Genomic DNA, 24,947 nt, shown 5'->3' on the forward strand with positions numbered 1-24,947 from the left:
TTCGGCTGGCGAGTGCTGTGTGCCGTGCTCCGGGCGGAAATACCGGCACGTCCCCTCTGGTCGGATGCGCGGCTGCGGGCCGGTGGGCTCTCGCGGGCGCCTGGCCTGCGGACGCCTCCTCGGGAACGTCCCTCCGGTCGGGTGCGCCGCGCCGACCGGAGGGGGCTGTGGCTACCTGAGGAACGCTGCCGCGACGCCCGCGTCCACCGGTATGTGCAGGCCTGTCGTGTGGGTGAGGTCGCCTGCCGTCAGGGCGAAGACCGCGTTGGCCACGTGCTCGGGGAGCACCTCGCGCTTGAGGAGGGTCCGCCCGGCGTAGAACGCGCCCAGGTTCTCCTCCTCGATCCCGTACGTAGCCGCGCGCTGCGCACCCCAGCCGCCCGCGAAGATCCCCGAGCCGCGGACCACGCCGTCCGGGTTGATGCCGTTCACGCGTATGCCGAACTCGCCCAACTCGGCTGCCAGGAGGCGGACCTGGTGGGCCTGGTCGGCCTTCGTGGCGGAGTACGCGATGTTGTTCGGGCCCGCGAACACCGCGTTCTTGGACGTGATGTAGATGATGTCGCCGCCCAGGGCCTGGTCCCGCATGATGCGGGCCGCCTCGCGGGAGACGAGGAAGGAGCCGCGGGCCATGATGTCGTGCTGCAGGTCCCAGTCACGGGCCGTGGTGTCGAGCAGCGGCTTGGAGATGGAGATGCCCGCGTTGTTCACCACCAGGTCCACTCCGCCGAAAGCCAGGGCCGTGGCGTTGAAGGCCGCAGTGATCTGGTCTTCGGACGTGACGTCTGTGGGGATGGCGATCGCCCTGTCGGGACCGCCCAACTCCTCCGCCACCGCCGCGGCGTTCTCCGCGTTGAGGTCCGCCACCGCGACGCAGGCGCCCTCCGCCACCAGACGGTGCGCGATCGCCTTGCCGATGCCGCTGCCCGCGCCGGTCACCAGGGCCACACGGGTGGCCAGCGGCTTGGGCTTGGGCAGGCGCTGGAGCTTTGCCTCCTCCAGCGGCCAGTACTCGATGCGGAACTTCTCCGACTCGTCGATCGGTGCGTACGTGGAGACGGCCTCGGCGCCGTGCATGACGTTGATGGCGTTCACATAGAACTCGCCCGCCACGCGCGCCGTCTGCTTGTCCTTTCCGAAGGAGAACATCCCCACGCCAGGAACGAGGACGATCGCCGGGTCGGCACCGCGCATCGCGGGAGAGGCCGGGTCGGCGTGGCGGGTGTAGTAGGCCGCGTACTCCTCTCGGTACGCGCTGTGCAGCTCCTTGAGGCGGGTGATGGCCTCCGAGAGCGGGGCTGTGGGCGGGAGGTCCAGGACCAGCGGCCTGATCTTCGTCCGCAGGAAGTGGTCCGGGCAGGAGGTGCCGAGGGCCGCCAGACGCGGGTGTTCGGTGGAGGCCAGGAAGTCGAGGACGGTGTCGGTGTCGGTGAAGTGGCCGATCTGCGGGCGGTCCTGCGAGGCCAGTGAGCGGATGTGCGGGGCCAGTTCGGCCGCGCGTCGGTGACGTGCGGGGGCGGGGAGAGGGGCGTACTCGGGCAGGGCCTCGCCGAAGGGGGCTGACTTGCCTTGTTCGGCGAGGAACGCCTCCGCCGTGCGGATGATGTGCAGGGAGTTGCGCTCGCACTCGTCCGCCGTGGCGCCCCACGCCGTGATGCCGTGACCGCCCAGGACGCAGCCGATGGCGTCAGGGTTTGCTTCCTTCACCGCGGCGATGTCCAGGCCCAACTGGAAGCCGGGGCGGCGCCAGGGCACCCAGACCACCGTGGAGCCGAAGCACTCGGCCGTCAGCTTCTCGCCGTCCGCGGCGCACGCAAGGGCGATGCCCGAGTCCGGGTGGAGGTGGTCCACGTGCGGTGCGTCCACCAGGGCGTGCATCGCCGTGTCGATGGAGGGGGCCGCGCCGCCCTTGCCGTGCAGGCAGTAGTCGAAGGCGGCGACCATCTCGTCCTCGCGGTCCGCGCCCCCGTACACCTCCTTGAGCGCGTGGAGGCGGTCGAGGCGCAGGACCGCGAGGCCCTCCTCGGTGAGGGTGCCCAGGTCGCCGCCCGAGCCCTTGACCCACATCAGGTCCGTGTCCGCGCCGGTGACCGGGTCGGGGGCCGTGCCCTTCGCCGATGCGTTGCCGCCCGCGTAATTCGTGTTGCGCGGGTCGGCGCCCAAGCGGTGCGCCCGCTCGAGGAGTTCCTTGATCCGTGCGTGCTGTGTCATGTCGCTCATGCCCCCCATCCGGCCTGCTCGCCGCCCACGCGGTCCTTGACGATTTGCTCCTGCCAGCCTGACCGCTGATAGGCCCTCATGGGATCCGGGTCGAGCCCCGAGTCCTCCCTGACTTCTGCCAGTAGGGGGCGTACGTCCGTGTTGAAGGCGTCCATCATGGCCGCGTTGGCGGCAAGCACGTCGCCGGTCCGCTGGGCCTCGGCCAGCGCGTCGGCGTCGACGAGAAGCGCCTTCGCCGTGGCCTCCTGCACGTTCATCACCGAGCGGATGATCGCCGGGATCTTCGCCTCGATGTTGTGGCACTGGTCGAGCATGAACGCGATGTCGGAGGTGAGGCCGCCGCCGCGGATGACCTCGTACATGATCCGGAAGAGTTGGAAGGGGTCGGCGGCGCCCGCCATCAGGTCGTCGTCCGCGTAGAAGCGCGAGTTGAAGTCGAAGGCGCCGAGACGGCCCTCGCGCAGCAGCGTGGCGACGATGAACTCGATGTTGGTGCCGGGCGCGTGGTGGCCGGTGTCGACGACGACCTGTGCCTTGGGCCCGAGCTTCAGGCAGTGCGCGTACGCCGTGCCCCAGTCCGGGATGTCCGTCGCGTAGAAGGCAGGCTCGAAGAGCTTGTACTCGATGAGCATGCGCTGGTCGTCGCCGAGGCGTTCGTAGGTGGCCCGCAGGGCTTCGGACAGGCGGTCCTGGCGGCTGCGGATGTCGTCCTGGCCGGGGTAGTTGATGCCGTCGGAGAACCAGAGCTTCAGGTCGCGTGAACCCGTCGCGTCCATGACGTCCACGCACTCCAGGAGATGGCCGAGTGCCTTGCGCCGGATCGCCGGGTCCGGGTTGGTGACCGAGCCGAGCTTGTAGTCGTCGTCCTGGAAGACATTGGTGTTGATCGCTCCGAGCCGCACGCCCTGCTCGGTGGCGTACTCCGCGAGGGCCGCGTAGTCGTCGACCTTGTCCCAGGGGATGTGCAGCGCCACCCTGGGTGCCACGCCCGTGTGGGCGTGCACCCGGGCGGCGTCATCGATCTTCTCCCGGGTCGTGCGGGGGACACCTGGCTGCGCGAAGACCTTGAAGCGCGTACCGGAGTTGCCGTACGCCCAGGACGGGGTCTCCAGGGCCTGGGTGGTGAGTGCCGCTTTCACGGCGTCCTTGCTGGTTCCGGCGGTCATCGCGCAGCCTTCCGAAAGAGCGGTCGAGGTGGGTCAGTTGGAGAAGCGGTGGGTGCCGGAGGCGGCGGCGAAGACGGCGCAGCCGTCCTCCATCCGCAGGAACTCCGCCGCTTCGTGGGTCACTTGCGTGCGTTTGTCGGCGGGGATCCACACCTCCGCGGTGGTGTTGGCGGGCAGGGTGAGAGTGAGACGGAACCCGTCGGAGTCCGTCTTCCAGTGGGTCGTGACCGGACCGTAGAGCGCGTCGAAGCTGCTCGTCGCCTCGGTCACGCCGCCGCCGGGGCGCGGGCGGACGAGGATCTTGCGGAAGCCCGGGTCGGCCGGTGCGATGCCCGCGATGTTCGCGTACATCCACTCGCCCACCGAGCCGTACGCGTAGTGGTTGAAGGAGTTCATACCGGCGTCCTGGAAACTGCCGTCAGGCTTGATGGAGTCCCAGCGCTCCCACATCGTCGTGGCGCCCTTGTCGATCTGGTAGCCCCAGCTGGGGAAGGACTTCTGGACGAGGAGGCGATAGGCCACGTCCGTGTGACCGGTGGCGGTGAGGACGGGCAGCAGGCGCGGGGTTCCCAGGAAGCCCGTCGACAGGTGCCACTCCTTGGACTTGATGAGCTCCACCAGGCGGGCGGCCGCCGGTGCGCGGTCGCCGTCCGTGAGCAGGTCCATGGACAGGGCAAGGACGTACGCGGTCTGCGTGTCGCCCTTCACCCGGCCGCCGCCGGTCACGTACGCCGCACGGAAGGCGTCCCGGACACTGCCGAAGAGCTTCTTGTACGGGGCCGGGTCCTTGCCGAGCGCTGCGGCGGTCTGTGCGACCAGGTCGGCGCTGTGCGCGAAGTAGGCCGTGCCGATGACGTCCTTGGGGGTCTCGTCCTGGATGTTGAGCCAGTCCCCATAGCCCTCGGCGGGGCGCAGGTATCCGCTGCTGTGCTTCTCCAGATAGTCGAGCCACTTGAGCATCGACGACCAGGACTGTTCCAGGACGCGCTTGTCCCCGTACGCCTGGTACAGCGCCCAGGGGACGGTCACTCCGGCGTCGCCCCAGCCGGCCACGCCCTTGCCCACCGTGCCGACGAACGGGGCCACGTCGGGGAAGGCGCCGTCGTCGGGCTGTCCGTCGCGCAGGTCGTCGAGCCACTTGGTGAGGAAGCGCGCCGACTCCATCGTGTAGGCGGCGGTCGGCGCGAAGACGTTGATGTCGCCGGTCCAGCCGAGCCGCTCGTCGCGCGCGGGGGTGTCGGTGGGGATGGAGAGGAAGTTGCCGCGCTGGCCCCATGTGATGTTGCTGTGTAGCTGGTTGAGCATGGGGACGTCCGTCTTGAAATCCATGGTGAACGGCGCCGACGTGTGGATCACGCGGCCCACCACCGCGTCGAGCGGTGGTTTGCCCGGGAAGCCCGTCACCTCGACGTAGCGGAAGCCGTGGAAGGTGAACCGCGGCTCGTACGTCTCCTTGCCGCCGCCCTTGAGCGTGTAGGTGTCGGTGGCGCCCGCGGTCCGCAGGTTGGTGGTGTAGATCGTGCCGTCCGGGTTGAGGACCTCCGCGTGGCGCAGCTTGACCTTCGTGCCTGCCTTTCCGGAGACGTTGAGACGGACCGCGCCGACCATGTTCTGACCGAGGTCGAAGACGAACACGCCGGGTTTGGGCTCACTCACCTTCCGGGCGGATATCTCGCTCTCCACGCGCGTGTGCCCGTCGATCTGGGCCACGACAGCGGCCTTGACATTGTCGACGGAGTCCGCCGCGATCCAGTCCGAGTCGTCGAACCCGGCGCGCGTCCAGCCCGCGGTCTCCAGTCGGGCGTCGTAGTCCTCGCCCGAAAGCAGGTCGGCGGCGGTCACCGGACCGGTGGCGGCGCGCCAGTCGGTGCCGGAGAGCACACGCTCGGTCGAGCCGTCGGTGTACGTGACCTCCAGCTGGCCCAGGAACGCCGGTCGATCGCCGTACTGATGCGGACCGAACATGCCGACGTTCCCCGCGTACCAACCGACCGCGACGCTCACGCCGAGCGCGTTGGCGCCGGACTTGAGCTGCTTGGTCACGTCGTACGTCTGGTACTGGACCCGCTTGTTGTAGTCGGTCCAGCCGGGCGCCAGACGGTCGTCGCCGACGCGCTCGCCGTTGAGCCACGCGTCGTAGAGGCCGAGGGCAGTGGAGTACAGCCGGGCCCGCGCGACCTTCTTGCCCGCCCGCAGACGGAACTCGTGGCGCAGCTGGGCGGCGGGACAGTGGTTGGCGGCGACTTTGCCCCAGGGGCCCCCGCCCCAGGCGGCGAGGACCTTGGACGCCGACCAGGAGCCGTCGTCGTACGCCGCCGACTGCCAGTCGCCCGAAGGCTCCTTGTCGGTCGTCTTCCACGTGTCGTCGGTGGTGAGGGTCCGTACGCCGTCGGCGGTCGTCAGTTCCAGCACGCCGAGCAGACCTGCGGGCCCGGCCGTGGCATTGGTGGCGGAGACGGCGACGACCGCTGCGCCGGGGCGCAGCCGGTCGGTCACGTCGACGACCACGGGGCGGCGCCAGTTGTCGGCGGCGCTGTCCGCTTCGGTGTGTGCCACCTGCGCGCCGTTCACGTACGCGGTGTAGCCGTCGTCGGCCGTCATGACCACCCGCGCGCGAGTGACCCCTTCGGGGACATCGACGCGACCCCGGAACCAACGGGTCGCCGCAGGGGCGCTTGTCGCGGGGTCTCCCTCGGGGAACCAGATCCACGAGGCGTCGTCCAGGGCGGGCGCGCCCACCAGGGACGCGGGTGCGCCGATCCACTGTGCCGACCAGTCCTTCGACGAGGAGAGCCCGGTCTCCCACCAGGAGGGCTCACTCCACGCGGAGGCCTTGCCCGAGGCGTCCCAGACCCGGACCGACCAGTAGTAGCGCGTACGGGACTTGAGGTCGGGGCCCGCGTACGGGACCAGGGCGGAGTCGCTGGACGCGACCTTGCCGCTGTCCCAGACGTCGGGCTCGGTGAGGCGGCCCGGTGAGGTGGCGACGCGCACCTGGTAGGCCGTCTGCGCCTGGCCGTCCTTGTCGGACGTCAGGGGCCAACTCAGCCTGGGGCGCGGCATGTCGAGCCCGAGCGGGTTTCTCACGTACTCGACGGTCGGTCTGGTCACGCGTAGGGCGCGGCCCCCGGCGGAGGGGGCGGCTTGTGCGGCTTGTGCGGGGGAAACGGCTCCGGCGGCCATGGCCGTTCCCAGGGCGGCCGTGGCGGTGGTGCTGAGCAGTCGTCTTCTGCTGATCACAACTCGACTCCGTAACGACTCGACGATGAATCGTTTCACGAGAGGCGAAGCTAGGGAGCCTGCCGACTCCTGTCAAGGGGCCTTGAGTGCTTCACCCTTGGCCCATGGAGTGACGACAGGATTTTCAAGTCACGACCATTGACGCCGGAGTTGGTGCGGGTTTAGCTTCCCTGGAAATTGATTGAAACCTTTCACGCCATGTGTCCGGCGAGTGACTCCCCATGACGCCCGGCACCGCATCAGGCACCCGACGCCCAGCGCGTCGGACGCCGTACGCCCGACACCTGATTCCCCATGCCAGAGCCGCATGCCCTTCGTGACCGATCGGTGCTACCTATGAGAGAGCCCCCCGTCCTTGCCGTGCAGGGCCTGAGCAAGTCCTTCGGGGCCGTGCGCGCCCTGCACGATGTCTCCCTGGAGCTGTACGCCGGTGAGGCGCACGCCCTCGCGGGCGAGAACGGCGCAGGGAAATCCACCCTCATCAAGACCCTTGCCGGGGTCCACCGGCCGGACACGGGGGAGCTGTCGCTCGACGGGTCCCCGGTCGTCTTCCACGGCCCCGGCGACGCCAGGGACGCGGGCGTCGCCGTCATCTACCAGGAGCCGACGCTCTTCCCCGACCTCTCCGTCGCGGAGAACATCTTCATGGGGCGCCAGCCCCGCCGCTCGTTGGGCCGCGTCGACCACAAGGCCGTACACGCGGCGGCCGACGAGCTCTTCAAGCGCCTGGCCGTGGACCTAGACCCCGAACAGCCCGCACGTGGGCTCTCCATCGCCGACCAGCAGATCGTCGAGATCGCCAAGGCGCTCTCCTTCGACGCCCGGGTCCTGATCATGGACGAACCGACCGCGGCGCTCACCGGCAGCGAAGTGGCCCGCCTCTTCGGCGTCGTGCGCACCCTGCGCGAACAGGGCGTCGCAGTGCTTTTCATCTCGCACCGCCTCGAGGAGATCTTCGAGCTGTGCCAGCGCGTCACCACGCTGCGGGACGGCGGCCTGATCGCGAGCGAGCCGATCGAGGGCCTCGCCGAGGACGATCTCGTACGCCGCATGGTGGGCCGCGATCTCGACGAGCTCTACCCGAAGCAGGACACAGAGGTCGGCGAAGTCGCGCTCAGCGTCCGCAGGCTGACCCGTGAGGGCGTCTTCACCGATGTGTCGTTCGACGTGCGGCGCGGCGAGATCGTCGGGCTCGCGGGGCTCGTCGGCGCCGGTCGCAGCGAGGTCGCGCGGGCCGTGTTCGGCGTCGACCGATGGGATGCCGGAACCGTCGAGGTGCAGGGGAAGGCGCTGATCAACGGCGCCCCCAGTACCGCCATGGCCGCCGGGCTCGCGCTCGTCCCCGAGGACCGCCGCGCGCAGGGCCTGGTGATGGACATGTCCATCGAGCGCAACATCGGGCTCACCGGGCTGCGTACGACGGTGCGGGCGGGCCTCATGGACCGCGGCGCCGAACGCAGCCGCTCGCTCGACTGGGCGGTGCGGCTCCAGGTGAAGTACGCGCGGATCGCCGACGCCGTCGGCACCCTGTCCGGCGGAAACCAGCAGAAAGTCGTCCTCGCCAAGTGGCTGGCCACCAAGCCCCAGGTGCTGATCGTGGACGAACCCACCCGAGGCATCGACGTCGGCACCAAGGCCGAAGTGCACCGCCTGCTCTCCGAACTCGCCGCCGAGGGGGTCGCGGTCCTGATGATCTCCTCCGACCTGCCCGAGATCCTCGGCATGGCCGACCGGGTCCTCGTCATGCACGAAGGGCGGCTCACCGCCGAGATCCCGCGCGCGCGGGCGACCGAGGAATCCGTGATGGCGGCCGCCACAGGGAGGACGGCATGAGCGTGACCACACAGAGCCCGGCACCCGCCGTCGACCCCGAGAAGGCCGCGGGCACGCGCCTGGTCGACCGCGTCTTCAAGATGCGCGAACTGGCCATCCTCCTTGTCTTCCTGGTGATGATCGGCATCACCCAGGCGGGCAACAGCGAGTTCCTGTCCGAGCAGGGCATCAAGGACCTGCTCCTGAACGCGACCATCCTGGTCCTCGTCGCGACGGGACAGGCCCTGGTCGTCATCACCCGCAACGTCGACCTGTCGGTCGGCTCGACGCTCGGAATCAGCGCCTTCGCCGCGGGCAACTACCTCCAGGGCGGCGGCAACGGGACGGTCGCGATCCTCCTCGCGGTCGCGCTCGGCGTCGGCTGCGGGCTGCTCAACGGGGCGCTCGTCAGCTTCGGCCAGGTGCCCGCGCTCGTCGTGACGCTCGGCACCCTCTACATCATCCGGGGCATCGACTCGATCTGGGTGGGCTCCCGGCAGATCACCGCGTCCGACCTGCCGGACGGCTTCGTCGACTTCGGCTCCGGCGGGATCTCGGCCGTGCCGTATCTGGCCCTTATCGCGCTCGCCGTCCTGATCGCGGTCGCGTACTACCTGCGGCACTTCGGCGGCGGACGCGAGCTCTACGCCCTCGGCTCCAACCCCGAGGCCGCGCGCCTCGCGGGCATCCCCGTACGCAAGCGCATCCTCGCCGCCTACACCGCGTGCGGAGCGCTCGCCGGACTCGCCGGTGCGCTCTACCTGGCCCGCTTCGGCAACGTCGACTCCGCCACCGGCAACGGCTATGAACTCACCGTCGTCAGCGCCGTCGTGGTCGGCGGCGTCGTCTTCACCGGCGGCTCCGGCAGCGTCTACGGTGCGGCGCTCGGCGCCCTGCTGCTCACGTCCATCAACAGCGTGCTTCCCGCGCTCGGCGTCAGCTCCGTATGGGTGCTCGCCATCAACGGCGTACTGCTTGTCCTGGCCATCGCCGTCGACCGGGTCGTCGCCCTGCGCGTCGCCAAGGCCCTGAAGAAGAGGAACGCCCGCCATGGCTGACTCCAACCGGCTCACGAATCGGCTGACGCTGACGCGCGCCGTCCGCTGGGACACCGTTGTCGGCGCACTCCTTGTCGTCCTCCTCCTGATGTCGTTCTCCTTTGTCGACGGTTTCGGGAACGCCCTCAACCTGTCGTTCCTCATCGGCAACACGCTGCCCATCGCGCTCATCGCCCTCCCGATGACGCTTCTGGTCGTCTCCGGAGAGATCGATCTGTCGGTGGCCTCGACGGCGGGGCTCTCCGGAGCGGTGATGGGCGCTCTTTGGAACGCGGGCATGGCCATCGAGACGATCATTCCGATCGTGCTCCTCCTCGGAGTCGTCTGCGGCCTGATCAACGGCCTCCTGGTGACCCGCCTGGGGCTGCCCTCGCTTGCCGTGACCATCGGCACCATGGCCGCCTACCGGGGCATCGCACAGATCGTCCTCGGCTCCGACGCCGTCACCGACTTCCCCTCGCAGTACCTGGACTTCGCGGCCGGACAGGTCGGCGACACCTTCCTGCCGTACGCCTTCCTGCCCTTCCTCGCGCTGCTCGCGATCGCTGTCGTCGTCCTGCACGCCACGCCCTTCGGCCGCTCGCTCTTCGCGATCGGCGCCAATGAGGAGGCGGCGCGGTTCGCCGGCGTCCGCGTCAAGCGGCACAAGCTCTGGCTGTTCGTCCTCACCGGGCTCATGGCCTCGCTCACGGGCATCTTCTGGGCCCTGCACTACGCGAGCGCCCGCTACGACAACGCCACCGGGCTCGAACTGTCCGTCGTCGCCGCCGTACTGCTCGGCGGTATCGACTTCGACGGCGGCAAGGGGACCCTCGGCGGCGCGATCGCCGGAGTCTTCCTGCTCGGCGGCCTGCAGAACGCGATGAGCCTGCTCAACGTCTCCGCACAGTCGCAGATCGTCGTCACCGGCGTGCTGCTCGTGGTGTCCGTGCTCGGGCCGCGCGTGGCCCGGCAGATCGCCGTCGCCAGAGCGGGCCGCCGCGCCGCCGCACCCGCCCGCTGACTGCCGCCGCACCCGCCCGCTGAATCTCGTACCGCCGACAAGTCGACAAGTCCGAAAGGGACCAACGATGCTCTCTCCCCACCGATCTGTCCGCCGCTCCGCGCTCACCCGCGCCTGCGTGACCCTGACCGCCGTCACCTCGCTCGCCCTCACCGCAACCGCCTGCGGAGGCACCACCAAGGAGTCCTCGAAGAACGACGACGCGGGCAAGGCATCGAACGCCAAGGCCGACCCGGGCGCGGCCACCAAGAAGGGCCTCACCGTCGCGTTCCTGCCCAAGCAGGTCAACAACCCGTACTTCACCGTCGCCGACAAGGGCGGCGAGAAGGCGCTCAAGGAGCTCGGTTCCTCTTACAAGGAGACAGGCCCCAACAGTGCCACCGACACCAGCGGGCAGGTCTCTTACGTCAACACGCTCACCCAGCAGCAGGTCGACGCCATGGCCGTCTCGGCGCAGGACCCCGGCGCCCTGTGCACCGCCCTCAAGCAGGCCATGAAGAACGACATCAAGGTCGTCACGTACGACTCCGACACCAACCCCGGATGCCGTGACGTCTTCGTGTCGCAGTCAAGCGCCGAGGCGCTCGGCCGCACCCAGGTGGAGCTCCTCGGCAAGCAGCTCGACTACAAGGGTGACATCGCGATCCTCTCCGCCGCCCAGACCGCGACGAACCAGAACACCTGGATCGGCTACATGAAGAAGGAGCTGAAGAAGCCCAAGTACAAGAACATGAAGCTGGTCAAGACGGCCTACGGCAACGACGACGCCCAGCAGTCCTTCCAGCAGACCCAGGGACTGTTGCAGGAGCACCCGAAGCTGGCGGGGATCATCTCGCCGACGACGGTCGGCATCAAGGCGGCCGCCCAGTACCTTTCGGGATCGAAGTACAAGGGCAAGGTGAAGCTCACCGGCCTCGGCACGCCCAACGACATGCGCCAGTACGTGAAGAACGGCACCGTCGAAGGCTTCGAACTGTGGGACCCGGCCAAGCTCGGCGCGCTCGCCGCCCATGCCGCCGTCGCCCTGAAGTCCGGCCAGATCACGGGTAAGAAGGGTGAGAAGTTCGAGGCGGGCGACCTCGGCAGCTTCACCATCGGTGACAAGGGCGTCGTCGATCTCGGCGAACCGACCGTTTTCGACAAGAAGAACATCGACCAGTACAAATTCTGAGGGGATCGCACGCGGCGCCGCACAAGGCGCCGCACGAGCAGAGGAACAAGGGGACGCATGGTCGGCATCAAAGACGTGGCGAAGCACGCCGGTGTGTCGGTGGGCACGGTGTCGAACGTGATCAACCGTCCGGACGTGGTCTCCGAAGAGACCCGCCACCGGGTGCGGTCCGTGATCGAACGGCTCGGCTACGTCCGCAGCGAGTCGGCGCGGCAGCTGCGCGCGGGCCAGAGCCGCATCATGGCGCTCCTTGTGCTCGACATGGGCAACCCCTTCTTCGTGGACGTCGCGCGCGGTGCCGAGCGTGCCGCGCGCGACGCCGGGCTCCGCGTCATGATGTGCAACAGCGGGCAGAGCCCCTCCGAAGAGGCCGAATATCTGTCGCTTTTCGCGGAACAGCGGGTACGTGGCGTTCTGCTGACCCCGGCCGATGCGACGGGGCGCAACATCGAGGCGTTCCGCAGACACGCCATCCCGTTCGTCCTGGTCGACCGGGTCGCCGAAGGCGCCACCGAGTGCTCCGTCTCCGTGGACGACGTCCTCGGCGGAGCGCTCGCCGTGCGCCATCTCGTCGACGCCGGGCACCGCAGCATCGCGTACGTGAGCGGCCCGCCCGGACTCAACCAGGTCAAGGACCGCAGGCAGGGAGCGCTGCAGGCCCTCGCCGAGGCCGGACTGCCGGCGTCGGCGCTGCGGGAACTGCCCACCGAACGCCTCGACGTGGCCGCGGGACGCGACGCGGGCGCCCGCGTCCTGGGTCTCGCCGAGCGGCCGACCGCCGTCTTCTGCGCCAACGACCTGCTCGCCCTCGGGGTGCTCCAGGCGATGTACGCGGCCGGGGTCAGCGTGCCCGAGGACATCGCCATCGTCGGCTACGACGACATCGAGTTCGCCGCCGCGGCCGTCGTCCCGCTCACCTCGGTGCGTCAGCCCGCCGTCAAGATGGGCGCGATGGCCGCGGAACTCCTCCTGGAGGAGTCCGAGTCGGACGCCGACTCCGAAGAACACGATCACCGGCGCGTGGTGCTCCAGCCGGAGCTCGTGGTGCGGCGCTCCAGCCTGGCGCCCCGCTGAACGCTCCCGCGGCGGGTGTGCTGAACTGGGGCGAAGTGTCCCGTTCCGTATGCGCCCACGTCCAGGAGCCCTCTTGACCGCCACCGCCTCCTACCGTCAGCCCGGCGTCGTCCTCACCGACCACCGCTTCTCCGTTCCCCTCGACCACGACGACCCGGCGGGGGAGCGGATCGAGGTCTTCGCCCGCGAGGCCGTGGCGAGCGCGCACGGGGACGCCGCGGACCTGCCGTGGCTGGTGTATCTGCAGGGCGGCCCGGGATGCGGGGCCAACCGGTTCGCGGGCAAGGAGGCGTGGCTCGGCCGGGCGCTGCAGGACTTCAGGGTGCTGCTTCTCGACCAGCGCGGAACGGGCAGCTCCACTCCGGCCACGCGCCAGACGCTTCCGCTGCGCGGCGGCCCCAGCGAACAGGCCGACTACCTCGCGCACTTCCGCGCCGACTCCATCGTCCGCGACTGCGAGCTGATCCGCCGCGAGCTGACAGGCGGCGCCCCTTGGACCGTCCTCGGCCAGAGCTTCGGCGGCTTCTGCGCGACCCACTACCTGTCGGCGGCCCCCGAAGGCCTGCACACCGCCCTCATCACCGGCGGCCTGCCCGCGCTCGACGGCCACGCGGACGACGTCTACCGCGCCGCCTACCCGCGCATGGAGCGCAAGACCGCCGCCCACTACGCCCGCTACCCCCAGGACGTCGCGCGCGCCCGCCGCATCGCCGCCCACCTCGCCGAGCACGAGCCGGTCCTGAACGGCGGCTACCGCCTCACCGTCGAGGCGTTCCAGTCCCTCGGCATGCTGCTCGGCTCGAAGGACGGCAGCCACCGCCTGCACTACCTCATCGAGGACGCCTTCGTACGGACCCCGGCGGGGTTCGAGCTCTCCGACGCGTTCCAGGAAGACGTACAAGCCAACCTGTCGCTCGCTACCCGTCCGCTCTTCGCGCTGATGCACGAGACGATCTACGGCCAGGGCGAGCGGCCCACCGACTGGTCGGCCGAGCGGCTGCGCGGCGAGTTCCCGCAGTTCGACCCCGGCAAGACACTCGCCGGGGACGCGCCGCTCCTTTTCACCGGGGAAGCCGTCCAGCGCTGGCAGTTCGACTGCGACCCGGCCCTGCGGCCCCTGCGCGAGACCGCTGAACTCTTTGCCGCACGTACCGATTGGGCGCCCCTGTACGACACGGCACGCCTCGCCGCGAACGAGGTGCCCGCCGCCGCTGCGATCTACCACGACGACCTGTACGTGGACACCGAGCACTCCCTGCGGACCGCTCGCTCCATCCGTGGCCTGCGGACCTGGGTCACCGACGAGTACGAGCACGACGGACTGCGGGTGGGTTCGCCGCGCGTCCTTGACCGGCTTCTCGCGCTCGCCCGGGGCGAGGCCTGAGCTCACCCCCGCCTGAGCTCACCCCGCCTGGGGGCCCCGCGGAGCTAGGCTGCGGGCATGACAGAGCCGTCGCATGTGAACGACCAGCTCACACCCATGCCCGAGGACTGGCAGCGCGCCCTCGCCGTCGTCGCCCACCCCGACGACCTGGAGTACGGCTGCTCGGCCGCGATCGCCGGTTGGACGGACGGCGGTCGCGAGGTCGCCTATCTCCTGGCCAGCCGCGGTGAGGCGGGCATCGACACCCTCGACCCCGCCACCTGCGGGCCGCTGCGCGAGCGGGAGCAGCGCGCGAGCGCGGCGGTCGTCGGTGTGTCGACGGTGGAGTTCCTCGACCACAAGGACGGCGTGATCGAGTACGGGACGGTCCTGCGCCGCGACATCGCCGCCGCGGTCCGCAGGCACCGCCCCGAGCTCGTGATCACGCTCAACCACCGCGACACCTGGGGCGGCGTCGCCTGGAACACCCCGGACCACGTGGCCGTCGGCCGCGCCACCCTGGACGCGGTGGCGGACGCGGGCAACCGCTGGATCTTCCCCGAGCTGATCGAGGAGGACGGGCTCGAGCCCTGGGCCGGTGTGCGCTGGGTGGCCGTCGCCGGTTCCTCGTCGCCCACGCACGCGGCGGACGCGACGGCCGGGCTCGAGCGTTCCGTGCGCTCGCTCCTCGAACACCGCACGTACATCGAGGTGTTGACGCAGGAGGACCCCGAGAAGTACTGCCGCGAGTTCCTCACTGGCAACGCGGAGCGGGTCGCGCCGCGCTTCGGCGGTAAGCCCGCGGTGCCCTTCGAGGTCTTCAGCCGCTGAGCAGCTGCCGCTACGCTGACGGCCCGTCATCTAACTGACGGGCCGTCAGAAGCGTAGGCAGGAGCTGGTCCTGGATGATCGACACCATCGGCACGGACATCCCGGTGGGTGAGGAACGGCTGCGCCTCGACATCGAGGACGGCATCGGCGTCCTCACCCTCTGCTGTCCGCGCAAGCTCAACGCGTGGAGTTGGGAATCCACGCGCCAGCTTGGCATCTTCGCCGACCGGATCCGCTTCGACGACTCGATCAGAGTGGTGCTGCTGCGGGCCGAGGGGCGGGCGTTCTGCGCCGGGATCGACGTCACCGCGAGCGACAGCGTTGCGATCGGCGGACGTTCGGGATCGGAGCGCACCCGAAATTACTACGAGGGTCTGCGCTGGGTCCACGAACGTTTCCGCGCCTTCGCGGGCCTTCCGCAGCCGATCGTCGCCGCCGTGCAGGGATACTGCCTGGGCTTCGGTTTCGAGCTGGCGCTGATGGCGGACGTGCGGATCGCTTCCGACGACGCGGTGTTCGCGCTGCCGGAGGCGCAGATCGGCGTCGCGGTGGACGCGGGCGGCGATCTGCGCATCGCGCGCGACGCGGGCGCGGGCTGGGCCAAGCTGCTTTCGCTCACCGGGCGCCGCATCGACGCGGCCACGGCCGAGCGGCTGCGTCTTGTCCAACTCGTCACCCCAGTCGATGAGGTGACGAAGACGGCGCGCGAAGTCGCCGCGGAGATCGCGGCGAACGGCCCGCTGGCCGTCCAGGGCATCAAACGGGCCATCGACGCGTACGCGGACGCGGGGATGGACGCCGCCCTCGACCGGGTCGCGATGAACGCGGCGATCACGCTGACGTCGGAGGACTCGCGTGCGGGGTACGCGGCGAAGCGGGAGCGGCGGGCGGCGACGTTCGAGGGTAAGTAGCCCTGCCCTGACCTGCCTTGCTCATGGGGACGGCTGACCTTTGAAAGATCCTCGCCCCATCTGCTCGCGCACCGTCACCACTTCCGGGCTCACCAGACCCCGCCGCTGCCAGTTCGCGCCGTCGACCACCAAGGTGTGCCCGGTGATGAAACGGGCGTAGGGCGAGGCGAGAAAGGTCGCGGCCCAGCCCAGTTCGCGCGGGGCGCCGACACGGAGGGCGGGCTGGCGAGCGCCCAACTGCCCTGCCTGCGCAGCTTGCACGGGTACTGCCCGGTCCAGATTGCCGCGGATGTCGTCGGTCATGTCCTCGTGCGGCATCAGTCCCGGCACCAGGCCGTTGACCTGGATCCCGTACGGACCCCACTCCACCGCCAGGCTCTCGACAAGGCTCTGCACGCCCGCCTTCGCCGCCGCGCTGTGTGCGAAGCCGGGGCCGCCCGTCCACGCGTACGACGCACCGATGTTGATGACGGAGCCGGGTGAGCCCGCCGCGAGATGGCGGCGGGCGAACTCGCGCGTCATGAAGAACGTCCCGGTCAGGGTGATGTCCACGACCGCTCGCCACGCGTTCGGAGACATGTCCTCGGCCGGTACGGGGAAGTTCGCCGCCGCGTTGTTGACCAGGACGCCCGGCAGGCCGAACGCGTCCTGCGCCGCGTCGAAGACCTCGGCGACGCGCTCGGGATCCCGGATGTCGCACGCCACCGTCGCCACCCGCCCACCGAGGCCTGTGAGTTCGTCCCGCGCCGCCTTCAGCCGCTCCTCCTTGCGGCTCGCGATCACCAGATCGGCGCCGAGCCGCGCGAACTCCGCGGCGATCGCCTTGCCCAGGCCTGTACCGCCACCGGTCACGAGAGCGACCGCCCCGTCGTACGTCCCCTCCGGCAAGGCGCTCGTGCCCGCCGGGGCGGGAGCCGGAAGCCCCGACAGGGCCCCTTCGTTCGTATCGTCCGTCATGGCCGCATCGATATCGCGGAACGCCTCAAAGTGCCATGCCCTCAAGGGGCTTCGGGGGTACGGCGGCGGCGCCTCGGGTCGGCCAGGGCGCAGATGCTCGGCGGTGCGGAAGGGCATCGTCCGTGTGCGGTGGCTGGCGAGGTCGGCCGCCTAGCGTTCCCAGCGACCGGAGAGCCGGCCTCCGGCCGGCGGACTCCAGGCGAGTACCCCCATTCGATACGTCTCGCAGACGCGTGAGCAGCTGACCGGCGCGATCGAAGAGTTCCGTATCGCCGGGATCACTCAGGGGGTGATCCGCGCGGACGTGCCCTCGTCCGACATCCTGGCTGCTCGACCTCCTGATGGACGGTGTCACCCGCCCGGGAAGGAGTGGGGATTGACAAATGCGCTTGCTGATTCTGCAATGGAGTCATGAAGGCGACCGAAGGCACCAAGACCGCGACAGGCACTGAAGCCACCACCGAGCCCGACGGCGTGGAAGGCGTGGAAGGCGTGCAAGGCGACGAGGGTGACGCGGCCATGAGTGGCGTCCTTGCCGAAGTGGGCCCCCGCCTGCGCCGCATCCGCAAGGAGCGCGGCGCGACGCTCGCGGGCCTCGCCGCCGCCACCGGTATCTCCGTGAGCACCCTCTCGCGCCTGGAGTCAGGACACCGCAAGCCCAGCCTCGAACTCCTGCTCCCCATCGCCCGCGCCCACCAGGTCGCCCTGGACGAGCTCGTCGGCGCCCCGCCCGTCGGCGACCCCCGGGTGCGGGCCAAGCCGATCGTCCGCAACGGCCGCACGATGGTCCCGCTGACCCGGCAGCCCGGCGGCCTCCAGGCGTACAAGGTGGTCGAGCCGACGCGCTCCGTCGACCCCGATCCGCAGACCCATGAGGGGTACGAGTGGCTGTACGTCCTGTCCGGGCGGCTGCGGCTCGTGCTCGCCGACCATGACGTGATCCTCACGGCGGGCGAGGCCGCGGAGTTCGACACGCGCCTTCCGCACTGGTTCGGGTCCACGGGGGAGGGGCCCGCGGAGTTCCTCAGCCTGTTCGGGCCGCAGGGAGAACGGATGCACGTACGGGCGCGGCCCACCCAGCGGCCCACTCAGTAGTCCGCTCAGCAGTCCGCCCAGGAGAAGCCCGAAGCGGACTGACGAGACGGTTCCCCTGTCCGCAAGCGACCGCTTAGTATGCGACGGAGCCCGGTCTACGAAAGCCCCGTGGAGGCCCCGCATGCAGGCATGGCAAGTGCACCAGAACGGCGAGCCGAGCGCGGTGATGCGCCTCGAAGAGGTGGACCGGCCGGTGCCGGGCGAGGGGCAACTGCTCCTCAAGGTCCGCGCCGCGAACATCAACTTTCCCGACGCGCTGCTCTGCCGCGGGCAGTACCAGGTCACGCCGCCGCTGCCGTTCACGCCCGGAGTGGAGATCTGTGGCGAGACCGAGGACGGGCGGCGCGTGATCGCCAACCCCGCTCTGCCGTACGGCGGATTCGCCGAGTACGCGATCGCGGACGCGGCAGCCGTACTGCCCGCGCCCGACGCCCTGGACGACGCGGAAGCCGCCGCGCTGCACATCGGCTACCAGACCGGCTGGTTCGGCCTGCACCGCCGCGCGCACCTCCAGGAGGGCGAGACCCTCCTGGTGCACGCGGCGGCCGGCGGCGTCGGCACCGCCGCCGTCCAGCTCGGCAAGGCGGCGGGCGCCAAGGTCATCGGTGTCGTCGGCGGCGCAGCGAAGGCCGAGGTCGCGCGCGAACTCGGCTGCGACGTGGTCATCGACCGGCGTACGGAGAACGTCATCGGCGCCGTCAAGGAAGCAACCGGCGGCCGTGGCGCCGATGTCATCTATGACCCCGTCGGCGGCGACGCGTACCTCCAGTCGACCAAGTGCGTCGCCTTCGAGGGGCGGATCGTCGTCGTCGGCTTCGCGAGCGGTGTCATCCCCACGCCCGGCCTCAACCACGCCCTGGTGAAGAACTACTCGGTCGTCGGCCTGCACTGGGGCCTGTACAACGCCAAGGACCCGCAGGCGATCCTCCGCTGCCACGAGGAGCTCACCCAGCTCGCGGCGAAGGGGGCGATCAAGCCGCTCATCAGCGAGCGCGTGCCGTTGAGCGACGCCGCTGCCGCTGTCCAGCGTGTCGCCGACGGTGTCACCACGGGGCGGGTGGCCGTACTCCCCGAGGGAGGCGACGTATGACGGATGCCATGACGGATGCCGCCGAACTGCGCCGTCGCACCAAGGAGTTCCTCGTCGCGCATCCACCCGCGACGACCGAACGCGCGGTGTTCCTCAAAGCACGCTTCGACGCCGGACTCGCATGGGTGCACTACCCGCAGGGGCTCGGCGGGCTCGGCGCCCCGCGCTCCCTGCAAGCTGTCGTGGACGCCGAGTTGGAGGCCGCGGGCGCGCCCGACAACGACCCGCGCCGCATCGGGATCGGCCTGGGCATGGCGGCGCCGACCATCCTGCGCTTCGGCACCGAGGAGCAGAAGCGCAGCTTCCTGCGTCCGCTGTGGGTCGGCGACGAGGTGTGGTGCCAGCTCTTCAGCGAGCCGGGCGCCGGATCCGACCTCGCGGCGCTCGGAACCCGCGCCGTCCGTGACGGCGACGCCTGGGTGGTCAACGGGCAGAAGGTGTGGACGTCCGGCGCGCATGCCGCCCGCTGGGCCATCCTCATCGCCCGCACCGATCCGGATGTGCCCAAGCACCGCGGCATCACCTACTTCGTCTGCGACATGACCGACCCCGGCGTCGAGGTGCGCCCGCTGCGGCAGATCACCGGCGAGGCCGAGTTCAACGAGGTCTTCCTCACCGACGTACACATCCCGGACGCGCACCGTCTCGGTGAGATCGGCGACGGCTGGAAGGTCGCGCAGACCACCCTCATGAACGAGCGCGTCTCCATCGGCGGCTCCCGCATCCCGCGTGAGGGCGGCATGATCGGCCCGGTGGTCGAGGCCTGGCGCGAGCGCCCCGAGCTGCGCACGCACGACCTGCACCAGCGGCTCCTCAAGCTGTGGGTCGAGGCCGAGGTCGCCCGGGTCACCGGGGAGCGACTTCGCCAGCAGCTCGTCGCGGGGCATCCGGGTCCTGAAGGTTCGGGCATGAAGCTCGGGTTCGCGCGTCTGAACCAGGAGATCAGCGGCCTGGAGGTGGAACTCCTCGGCGAGGAAGGGCTGTTGTACGAGGACTGGACGATGCGGCGCCCCGAAAAGGTCGACTTCGTCGGTCGTGACGCGGGCTACCGCTATCTGCGGGCCAAGGGCAACAGCATCGAGGGCGGCACCAGCGAAGTGCTGCTCAACATCGTCGCCGAGCGCGTCCTCGGACTGCCCTCCGAGCCGCGCACCGACAAGGACGTCGCGTGGAAGGACCTCGCCCGATGAGCACGCCGCCAACGCCGCCAATGCTGCCAACGCCGTCATCACAGCCATCACAGAGCTCGCAGCGCGACCTGCTGTACTCCGAGGACGAAGAAGCGCTGCGCTCGGTGGTGCGTGGTCTGCTCGCCGACCACTGCGACGCCACCGCCGTCATCACCCGCACCGAGTCCGCCGAGCCGCACGACCGTGAGCTGTGGAAGGCGCTCGCGGACGGTATGGGTCTCGCCGGTCTGCTCGTGCCCGAAGAGCTCGGCGGGCAAGGGGCCACGCACCGCGAAGTAGCAGTCGTCCTCGAGGAGTTGGGCCGCGCGGTCGCGCCCGTGCCCTATCTGACCAGTGCCGTCATCGCGACCGAGGCGCTCCTGGCCTGCGACAGCGACGCGGCGAGGGAGCTCCTGGGCGCGCTCGCGTCGGGACGCAGGATCGGCGTGCTCACCGTGCCGCTTGCCACCGCTCCGGGCGGCACCCTGCCCGACGTACGCGCGGAGGGCGAGGTCCTGCACGGCAGTGTCACCGGTGTCGCCGACGCCGTCGCCGCCGATGTGCTCCTCGTGCCGACGAACGCCGGGCTCTTCGCGGTGGACGCGGGCCTGGACGGCGTGACCATCGCGCCGCAGATCTCGCTCGACCTCACGCGGCCACTCGCCACGGTCACCTTCGAAGGGGCACGCGCGCGCGTGGTCGGTGCGGAATCCGGACCTGCCGTACGGCGGGGACTGCGTGCGGGAGCCGGGCTCCTGGCCTCCGAGCAACTGGGCCTCGCCGACTGGTGCTTGACCGAGACCGTCCGCCACTCGAAGGAACGGCATCAGTTCAACCGGCCCGTCGGCTCCTTCCAGGCGCTCAAGCACCGGCTGGCCCAGCTCTGGCTGGAGGTGGTCAACATGCGGGCCGCCGCCCGCAACGCGGCCGACACTCTCGCCACGGGCAGCGAGGACGCGGATGTCGCGGCGGCTCTCGCGCAGGCGTACGCGTCGCCCGCCACGGTGCACATCGCCGAGGAGGCTCTCCAGCTGCACGGCGGGATCGGCATGACCTGGGAGCACCCCGTCCACCTCTACCTCAAGCGGGCCAAGGCCGACTCGATCGCGCTCGGAACGGTGGGGCGACACCGGGAGGAGCTGGCCGCACTGGTGAACCTGCCCGCGCCCTGATCCCGGCCCGCCTCGCGTCCTGACCCCGACGACGGCCTGGTCACCGTGATCCACCCGGTACGGCCCGCACGTTTTACCCACCCATTACGTCAGGCATAATTGCGAATCGTTCGCAATAACGTTTGATCTTCAGTAGGGGTGTGGAGCATGAGGGCCCGATTGATACGGGGTACGGGCGCGGTGGCGGCGGCCGCCTCACTGGCGGTCGCCGCTTCGGCCTGTTCGGCGCCGGGTGACGGCAAGGGCGCGGGCGGTGCCAAGGACTCCGCGGTCGTCGGCATCGCGTACGAACCGGACACCCTGAGCCCGCTCCTCGGCTACGGCAAGGACGGCAACTCCAAGATCTTCGACGGTCTGCTCACACACGACGCCGACATGAAGCTCAAGCCCGCGCTCGCCGCCGGGCTCCCCAAGGTCGGCGACGACGGCAAGACCTACACGTTCAAGCTGCGCGAAGGCGTCAAGTTCAGCGACGGGAAGCCCTTCACGTCCAAGGACGTCGTCTTCACCTACGAGACGATCCTCGACAAGAAGACGAACAACGCCGCCAAGACCGAGCTCGACGCCGTCAGAGACGTCGAGGCGAAGGGCGACGACACCGTCGTCTTCCACCTCAAGTACCCCTACGCGCCGTTCGCCGAGCGCACCGTCCTGCCGATCGCGCCCGAGCACATAGCGGGCAAGCAGGACGTGAACACCGGTGAGTTCACCACCAAGCCGGTCGGCACGGGCCCGTACAAGCTCGTGAAGTGGTCCAAGGGCGAGAAGCTCACCTTCAAGGCCAACCCCGGCTACTGGGGCGGGGCTCCGAAGGTCAAGAACTTCACCATGGCGATCATCAAGGACGACGACATCCGGGCCACGCGGCTCGACGCCGGTGAGCTCGACGGCGCGATCCTGCCGCCCAACCTCGCGAAGAAGTACAAGAACGACAGCAGCAAGGCCTCGTACGCCGCCAAGACCTTCGACTACCGCGTGGTGACCCTGCCCACCGGAAACAAGGTCACGGGCGACACCGACGTCCGGCGCGCGCTCGACACCGGCGTCGACCGCAAGGCCATGGTCGACTCGATCCTGGACGGTGCGGGCAAGGAGGCCTACGGGCCCGTCCCGACCGACAGCCCGTGGTTCACGAAGGGCACCGAGCGGGGGCACGACCTCGCCGCGGCCAAGAAGATCCTGGACAAGGCGGGCTGGAAGCCGGGCAAGGGCGGCGTCCGCGAGAAGGACGGCGTCCAGGCCGCGTTCCCCCTCTGGTACCTCTCCGGCGACAAGCTCCGCCAGGACCACGCGCTCGCCTACGCATCCGACGCCAAGAAGCTCGGCATCAAGGTCGAGGTGCAGGCCGGTACGTGGGAGGTCATCCAGCCGCGCATGCCCAAGGACGCGGTCCTCGCGGGCGGCGGCTCCCCGGCGGACCCGGACTTCGACCAGTACACGCTCCTGAAGTCCTCACTCGCCGGTGACGGCTTCAACAACATGGCCCACTACGACAACGCCAAGGTCGACAAGGCGCTCGACGAGGCCCGCGAGAGCGGTGACCACGCCGAGCGGCAGGCCGCGTACGACACCGTCCAGCGCGAGCTCGTGAAGAACCCGGGCTACACCTTCCTCACCCACATCGACCACCTCTACGTGGTCGACAAGCGCTTCGGCGACCTGACCACCCAGACCGAGCCGCACGACCACGGCCTCGCGTCCGGGCCGTGGTGGAACGTCGAGGACTGGCAGCCGACGAAGTGAGATCCGCGCTCCACAAGCTCCCCTGGGGGCCGATGGCGCGCATGACGGGACGGCGGGCCCTGTTCGCCGTCCCGGTCCTGCTCGCCGTGACCTTCGGCGTCTTCGCGATCGCCGCCGCGTCCCCCTTCGACCCCGTCAAGGCGTACGCGGGCACGGCCGGACTCACCGCGTCGCAGGAGAACCTCGATCAGCTGCGCGCCAACCTCGGCGTCGACCAGCCGCTCGTGCAGCGCTGGTGGCACTGGCTGACATCGGCTCTGAGCGGCGACCTCGGCGACTCGAGCACCCTGCGCCAGCCCGTCTCCGACGTCATCGGTGAACGCATCGGCTGGTCCGTGCTGCTCGCCGTCACCGCGTTCCCGCTCGCCATCCTCGTCGGCACCACGCTCGGCGTCCTGGCCGCGCGCCGCCCCGGCGGCTGGCTCGACCGCGCCGTGACCTCGCTCGCGTACACGCTCGAAGCGGCGCCGCCCTTCTGGGTCGGCCTGCTCGCCGTCTGGCTCTTCGCCCTGAAGCTGGGGGTGCTGCCATCGGGCGGGCTCACGGACACCGCGAGTTCGGCCGTCACTGCCGGACAGGTCGCGAGTCATCTCGTGCTGCCCGCCGGTGTCCTCGCGATCTCGCAGCTTCCGTGGTTCGTGCTCTACGTACGCCAAGGAGTCGGCGACGCACTCGGTGACGACCCCGTCCGTGGCGCACGCGCGCGTGGCCTCGCCGAACGGACCGTGCTCCTGGGACACGCCCTGCGCTCGGGCATGCTGCCGGTACTCACTCTGATCGGCTCGCGCGTGCCCGAACTGATCACCGGGGCGCTCCTGGTGGAGACCGTCTTCAGCTGGCCCGGCATCGCTGCGGCCACCGTGTCGGCGGCGACCGCCGTGGACTTCCCGCTGCTCGCCGCGCTCACCGTACTCGCCACGGTGGCGGTGCTCCTCGGCAACCTCCTCGCCGACCTGCTGTACGGCCTCGCCGACCCGAGGGTGGGATTCGATGGCTGAGACGACGACGTGGCGCGCCTCCTCGGGCGGCGCCTCCCAAACTCGCTCCACGCGCGCGTGGCGGGTGCGTTCATCGGCAGTGATCGTCGCGGTCATCGTGCTCGCCGTGCTCCTCGTACCGCCGCTCGTGAACCTCGACGAACAGGCCGTGAACCTCGCGGCCAAGCTTCAACCACCCTCCTGGGAGCACCCCTTCGGCACCGACGACGTAGGGCGCGATCTGCTCCTGCGCTGCGTGTACGGGCTGCGGGTCTCGTTGCTCGTGGGTGTGGTGGCGGCGGTCGTGGCGACCGTCATCGGTACGGCCGTCGGCGCGCTCGCCGCCGCGTCGGGCGGCTGGGTGGACCGGGTCGTGATGCGGCTCGTGGACGTCTTCTCGTCCGTACCGCACCTCCTTCTCGGCATCTTCATCGTGGCGATGTTCCGGCCCGGCGTGTGGCCGGTGGTGGTCTCCGTCGCGCTCACGCACTGGCTGTCCACGGCCCGCATCGTGCGCGCCGAGGTCCTGTCGCTGCGCTCGCGTCCGTACGTCGACGCGGCCATCTCCGGCGGCGCGTCCCGCATGCGCGTCACCGTGCGCCATCTGCTGCCCGGCGTCCTTCCGCAGGCCGGACTCGCCGCCGTCCTGATGGTGCCGCACGCCATCTGGCACGAGTCCGCGCTGTCCTTCCTGGGCCTCGGCCTCCCCACCCACCAGGCGAGCCTGGGCACCCTCGTGCAGAGCGCGCGCGGCTCGCTCCTCGCCGGGGACTGGTGGCCGACGCTCTTCCCCGGCCTGTTCATCATCGTGCCCACCCTGGCGATCGCGGGCCTCGCGGGCGCCTGGCGGGAACGGATCAATCCCCGGCGCCGATCGGAGCTGATGCTGTGACCG

General features: G+C 70.0%; 19 protein-coding genes. 15 read left to right on the plus strand and 4 right to left on the minus strand.

Features of this window, described 5'->3' with window-relative positions; translation table 11 throughout:
* Positions 1 to 171: 171 nt before the first annotated feature.
* The 3 genes from ACWFRJ_RS02165 to ACWFRJ_RS02175 are packed head-to-tail and all read right to left on the minus strand — an operon-like array spanning position 172 to position 6,626.
* Positions 172 to 2,211 (minus strand): bifunctional aldolase/short-chain dehydrogenase, encoded by a 2,040-nt coding sequence (locus ACWFRJ_RS02165; RefSeq protein ID WP_453525044.1) that lies wholly within the window; start codon positions 2,209 to 2,211, stop codon positions 172 to 174.
* A 5-nt stretch (positions 2,212 to 2,216) separates the two neighbouring features.
* Positions 2,217 to 3,386: an L-rhamnose isomerase gene (rhaI, locus tag ACWFRJ_RS02170; RefSeq protein WP_453524225.1), complete on the minus strand. Its 1,170-nt coding sequence runs from the start codon at positions 3,384 to 3,386 to the stop codon at positions 2,217 to 2,219.
* A 33-nt stretch (positions 3,387 to 3,419) separates the two neighbouring features.
* On the minus strand, positions 3,420 to 6,626 hold the full coding sequence (locus ACWFRJ_RS02175) for an alpha-L-rhamnosidase (RefSeq protein ID WP_453524227.1): 3,207 nt from the start codon (positions 6,624 to 6,626) through the stop codon (positions 3,420 to 3,422).
* Between the two features lie 336 nt (positions 6,627 to 6,962).
* Here ACWFRJ_RS02175 and ACWFRJ_RS02180 point away from each other — a divergent pair, with 336 nt between their 5' ends.
* The 8 genes from ACWFRJ_RS02180 to ACWFRJ_RS02215 all read left to right on the plus strand — a co-directional run bounded on the left by ACWFRJ_RS02180 (position 6,963) and on the right by ACWFRJ_RS02215 (position 15,849).
* The gene (locus ACWFRJ_RS02180; protein ID WP_453524229.1) at positions 6,963 to 8,459 is read left to right on the plus strand and encodes a sugar ABC transporter ATP-binding protein; all 1,497 of its coding nucleotides are present in this window, start codon (positions 6,963 to 6,965) and stop codon (positions 8,457 to 8,459) included.
* On the plus strand, positions 8,456 to 9,496 hold the full coding sequence (locus ACWFRJ_RS02185; protein WP_453524231.1) for an ABC transporter permease: 1,041 nt from the start codon (positions 8,456 to 8,458) through the stop codon (positions 9,494 to 9,496). The genes ACWFRJ_RS02180 and ACWFRJ_RS02185 overlap by 4 nt, the downstream gene beginning before the upstream one ends.
* The gene (locus ACWFRJ_RS02190) at positions 9,489 to 10,499 is read left to right on the plus strand and encodes an ABC transporter permease (RefSeq protein WP_453524233.1); all 1,011 of its coding nucleotides are present in this window, start codon (positions 9,489 to 9,491) and stop codon (positions 10,497 to 10,499) included. The genes ACWFRJ_RS02185 and ACWFRJ_RS02190 overlap by 8 nt, the downstream gene beginning before the upstream one ends.
* A 67-nt stretch (positions 10,500 to 10,566) precedes the next feature.
* Complete coding sequence (rhaS, locus tag ACWFRJ_RS02195) at positions 10,567 to 11,670, plus strand: rhamnose ABC transporter substrate-binding protein (protein WP_453524235.1); 1,104 nt, start codon at positions 10,567 to 10,569, stop codon at positions 11,668 to 11,670.
* A gap of 57 nt (positions 11,671 to 11,727) precedes the next feature.
* Positions 11,728 to 12,744 (plus strand): LacI family DNA-binding transcriptional regulator, encoded by a 1,017-nt coding sequence (locus tag ACWFRJ_RS02200; protein WP_453524237.1) that lies wholly within the window; start codon positions 11,728 to 11,730, stop codon positions 12,742 to 12,744.
* A gap of 49 nt (positions 12,745 to 12,793) precedes the next feature.
* Positions 12,794 to 14,128 carry an alpha/beta fold hydrolase gene (locus ACWFRJ_RS02205; RefSeq protein ID WP_453524239.1) on the plus strand — a complete coding sequence of 445 codons (1,335 nt, stop codon included), beginning with the start codon at positions 12,794 to 12,796 and terminating at the stop codon, positions 14,126 to 14,128.
* Positions 14,129 to 14,185: 57 nt separating this feature from the next.
* Positions 14,186 to 14,938 carry a PIG-L deacetylase family protein gene (locus ACWFRJ_RS02210; RefSeq protein ID WP_453524241.1) on the plus strand — a complete coding sequence of 251 codons (753 nt, stop codon included), beginning with the start codon at positions 14,186 to 14,188 and terminating at the stop codon, positions 14,936 to 14,938.
* 74 nt (positions 14,939 to 15,012) lie between these two features.
* Complete coding sequence (locus tag ACWFRJ_RS02215) at positions 15,013 to 15,849, plus strand: enoyl-CoA hydratase/isomerase family protein (RefSeq protein WP_453524243.1); 837 nt, start codon at positions 15,013 to 15,015, stop codon at positions 15,847 to 15,849.
* Positions 15,850 to 15,870: 21 nt separating this feature from the next.
* Here the strand turns inward: ACWFRJ_RS02215 and ACWFRJ_RS02220 are convergent, their stop codons facing one another.
* Positions 15,871 to 16,806 (minus strand): SDR family oxidoreductase, encoded by a 936-nt coding sequence (locus ACWFRJ_RS02220; protein WP_453524245.1) that lies wholly within the window; start codon positions 16,804 to 16,806, stop codon positions 15,871 to 15,873.
* A gap of 519 nt (positions 16,807 to 17,325) precedes the next feature.
* Here ACWFRJ_RS02220 and ACWFRJ_RS02225 point away from each other — a divergent pair.
* The 7 genes from ACWFRJ_RS02225 (at position 17,326) to ACWFRJ_RS02255 (ending at position 24,944) form a co-directional block, all read left to right on the plus strand.
* On the plus strand, positions 17,326 to 17,901 hold the full coding sequence (locus ACWFRJ_RS02225; RefSeq protein WP_453525045.1) for a helix-turn-helix domain-containing protein: 576 nt from the start codon (positions 17,326 to 17,328) through the stop codon (positions 17,899 to 17,901).
* Positions 17,902 to 18,022: 121 nt separating this feature from the next.
* On the plus strand, positions 18,023 to 18,991 hold the full coding sequence (locus ACWFRJ_RS02230; RefSeq protein WP_453524247.1) for an NADPH:quinone oxidoreductase family protein: 969 nt from the start codon (positions 18,023 to 18,025) through the stop codon (positions 18,989 to 18,991).
* Positions 18,992 to 18,999: 8 nt separating this feature from the next.
* Positions 19,000 to 20,181 carry an acyl-CoA dehydrogenase family protein gene (locus ACWFRJ_RS02235; protein ID WP_453525046.1) on the plus strand — a complete coding sequence of 394 codons (1,182 nt, stop codon included), beginning with the start codon at positions 19,000 to 19,002 and terminating at the stop codon, positions 20,179 to 20,181.
* Positions 20,178 to 21,332: an acyl-CoA dehydrogenase family protein gene (locus ACWFRJ_RS02240; protein ID WP_453524249.1), complete on the plus strand. Its 1,155-nt coding sequence runs from the start codon at positions 20,178 to 20,180 to the stop codon at positions 21,330 to 21,332. The genes ACWFRJ_RS02235 and ACWFRJ_RS02240 overlap by 4 nt, the downstream gene beginning before the upstream one ends.
* 147 nt (positions 21,333 to 21,479) lie before the next feature.
* Positions 21,480 to 23,075 carry an ABC transporter substrate-binding protein gene (locus ACWFRJ_RS02245; RefSeq protein ID WP_453524251.1) on the plus strand — a complete coding sequence of 532 codons (1,596 nt, stop codon included), beginning with the start codon at positions 21,480 to 21,482 and terminating at the stop codon, positions 23,073 to 23,075.
* Positions 23,076 to 23,107: 32 nt separating this feature from the next.
* A complete protein-coding gene (locus tag ACWFRJ_RS02250; RefSeq protein WP_453524253.1) occupies positions 23,108 to 24,073 on the plus strand; it encodes an ABC transporter permease in 966 nt (321 codons plus the stop codon).
* The gene (locus ACWFRJ_RS02255; protein ID WP_453524255.1) at positions 24,066 to 24,944 is read left to right on the plus strand and encodes an ABC transporter permease; all 879 of its coding nucleotides are present in this window, start codon (positions 24,066 to 24,068) and stop codon (positions 24,942 to 24,944) included. The genes ACWFRJ_RS02250 and ACWFRJ_RS02255 overlap by 8 nt, the downstream gene beginning before the upstream one ends.
* The last annotated feature ends 3 nt before the right edge of the window (positions 24,945 to 24,947 follow it).

This window comes from Streptomyces sp. NPDC055239 (assembly GCF_053606205.1).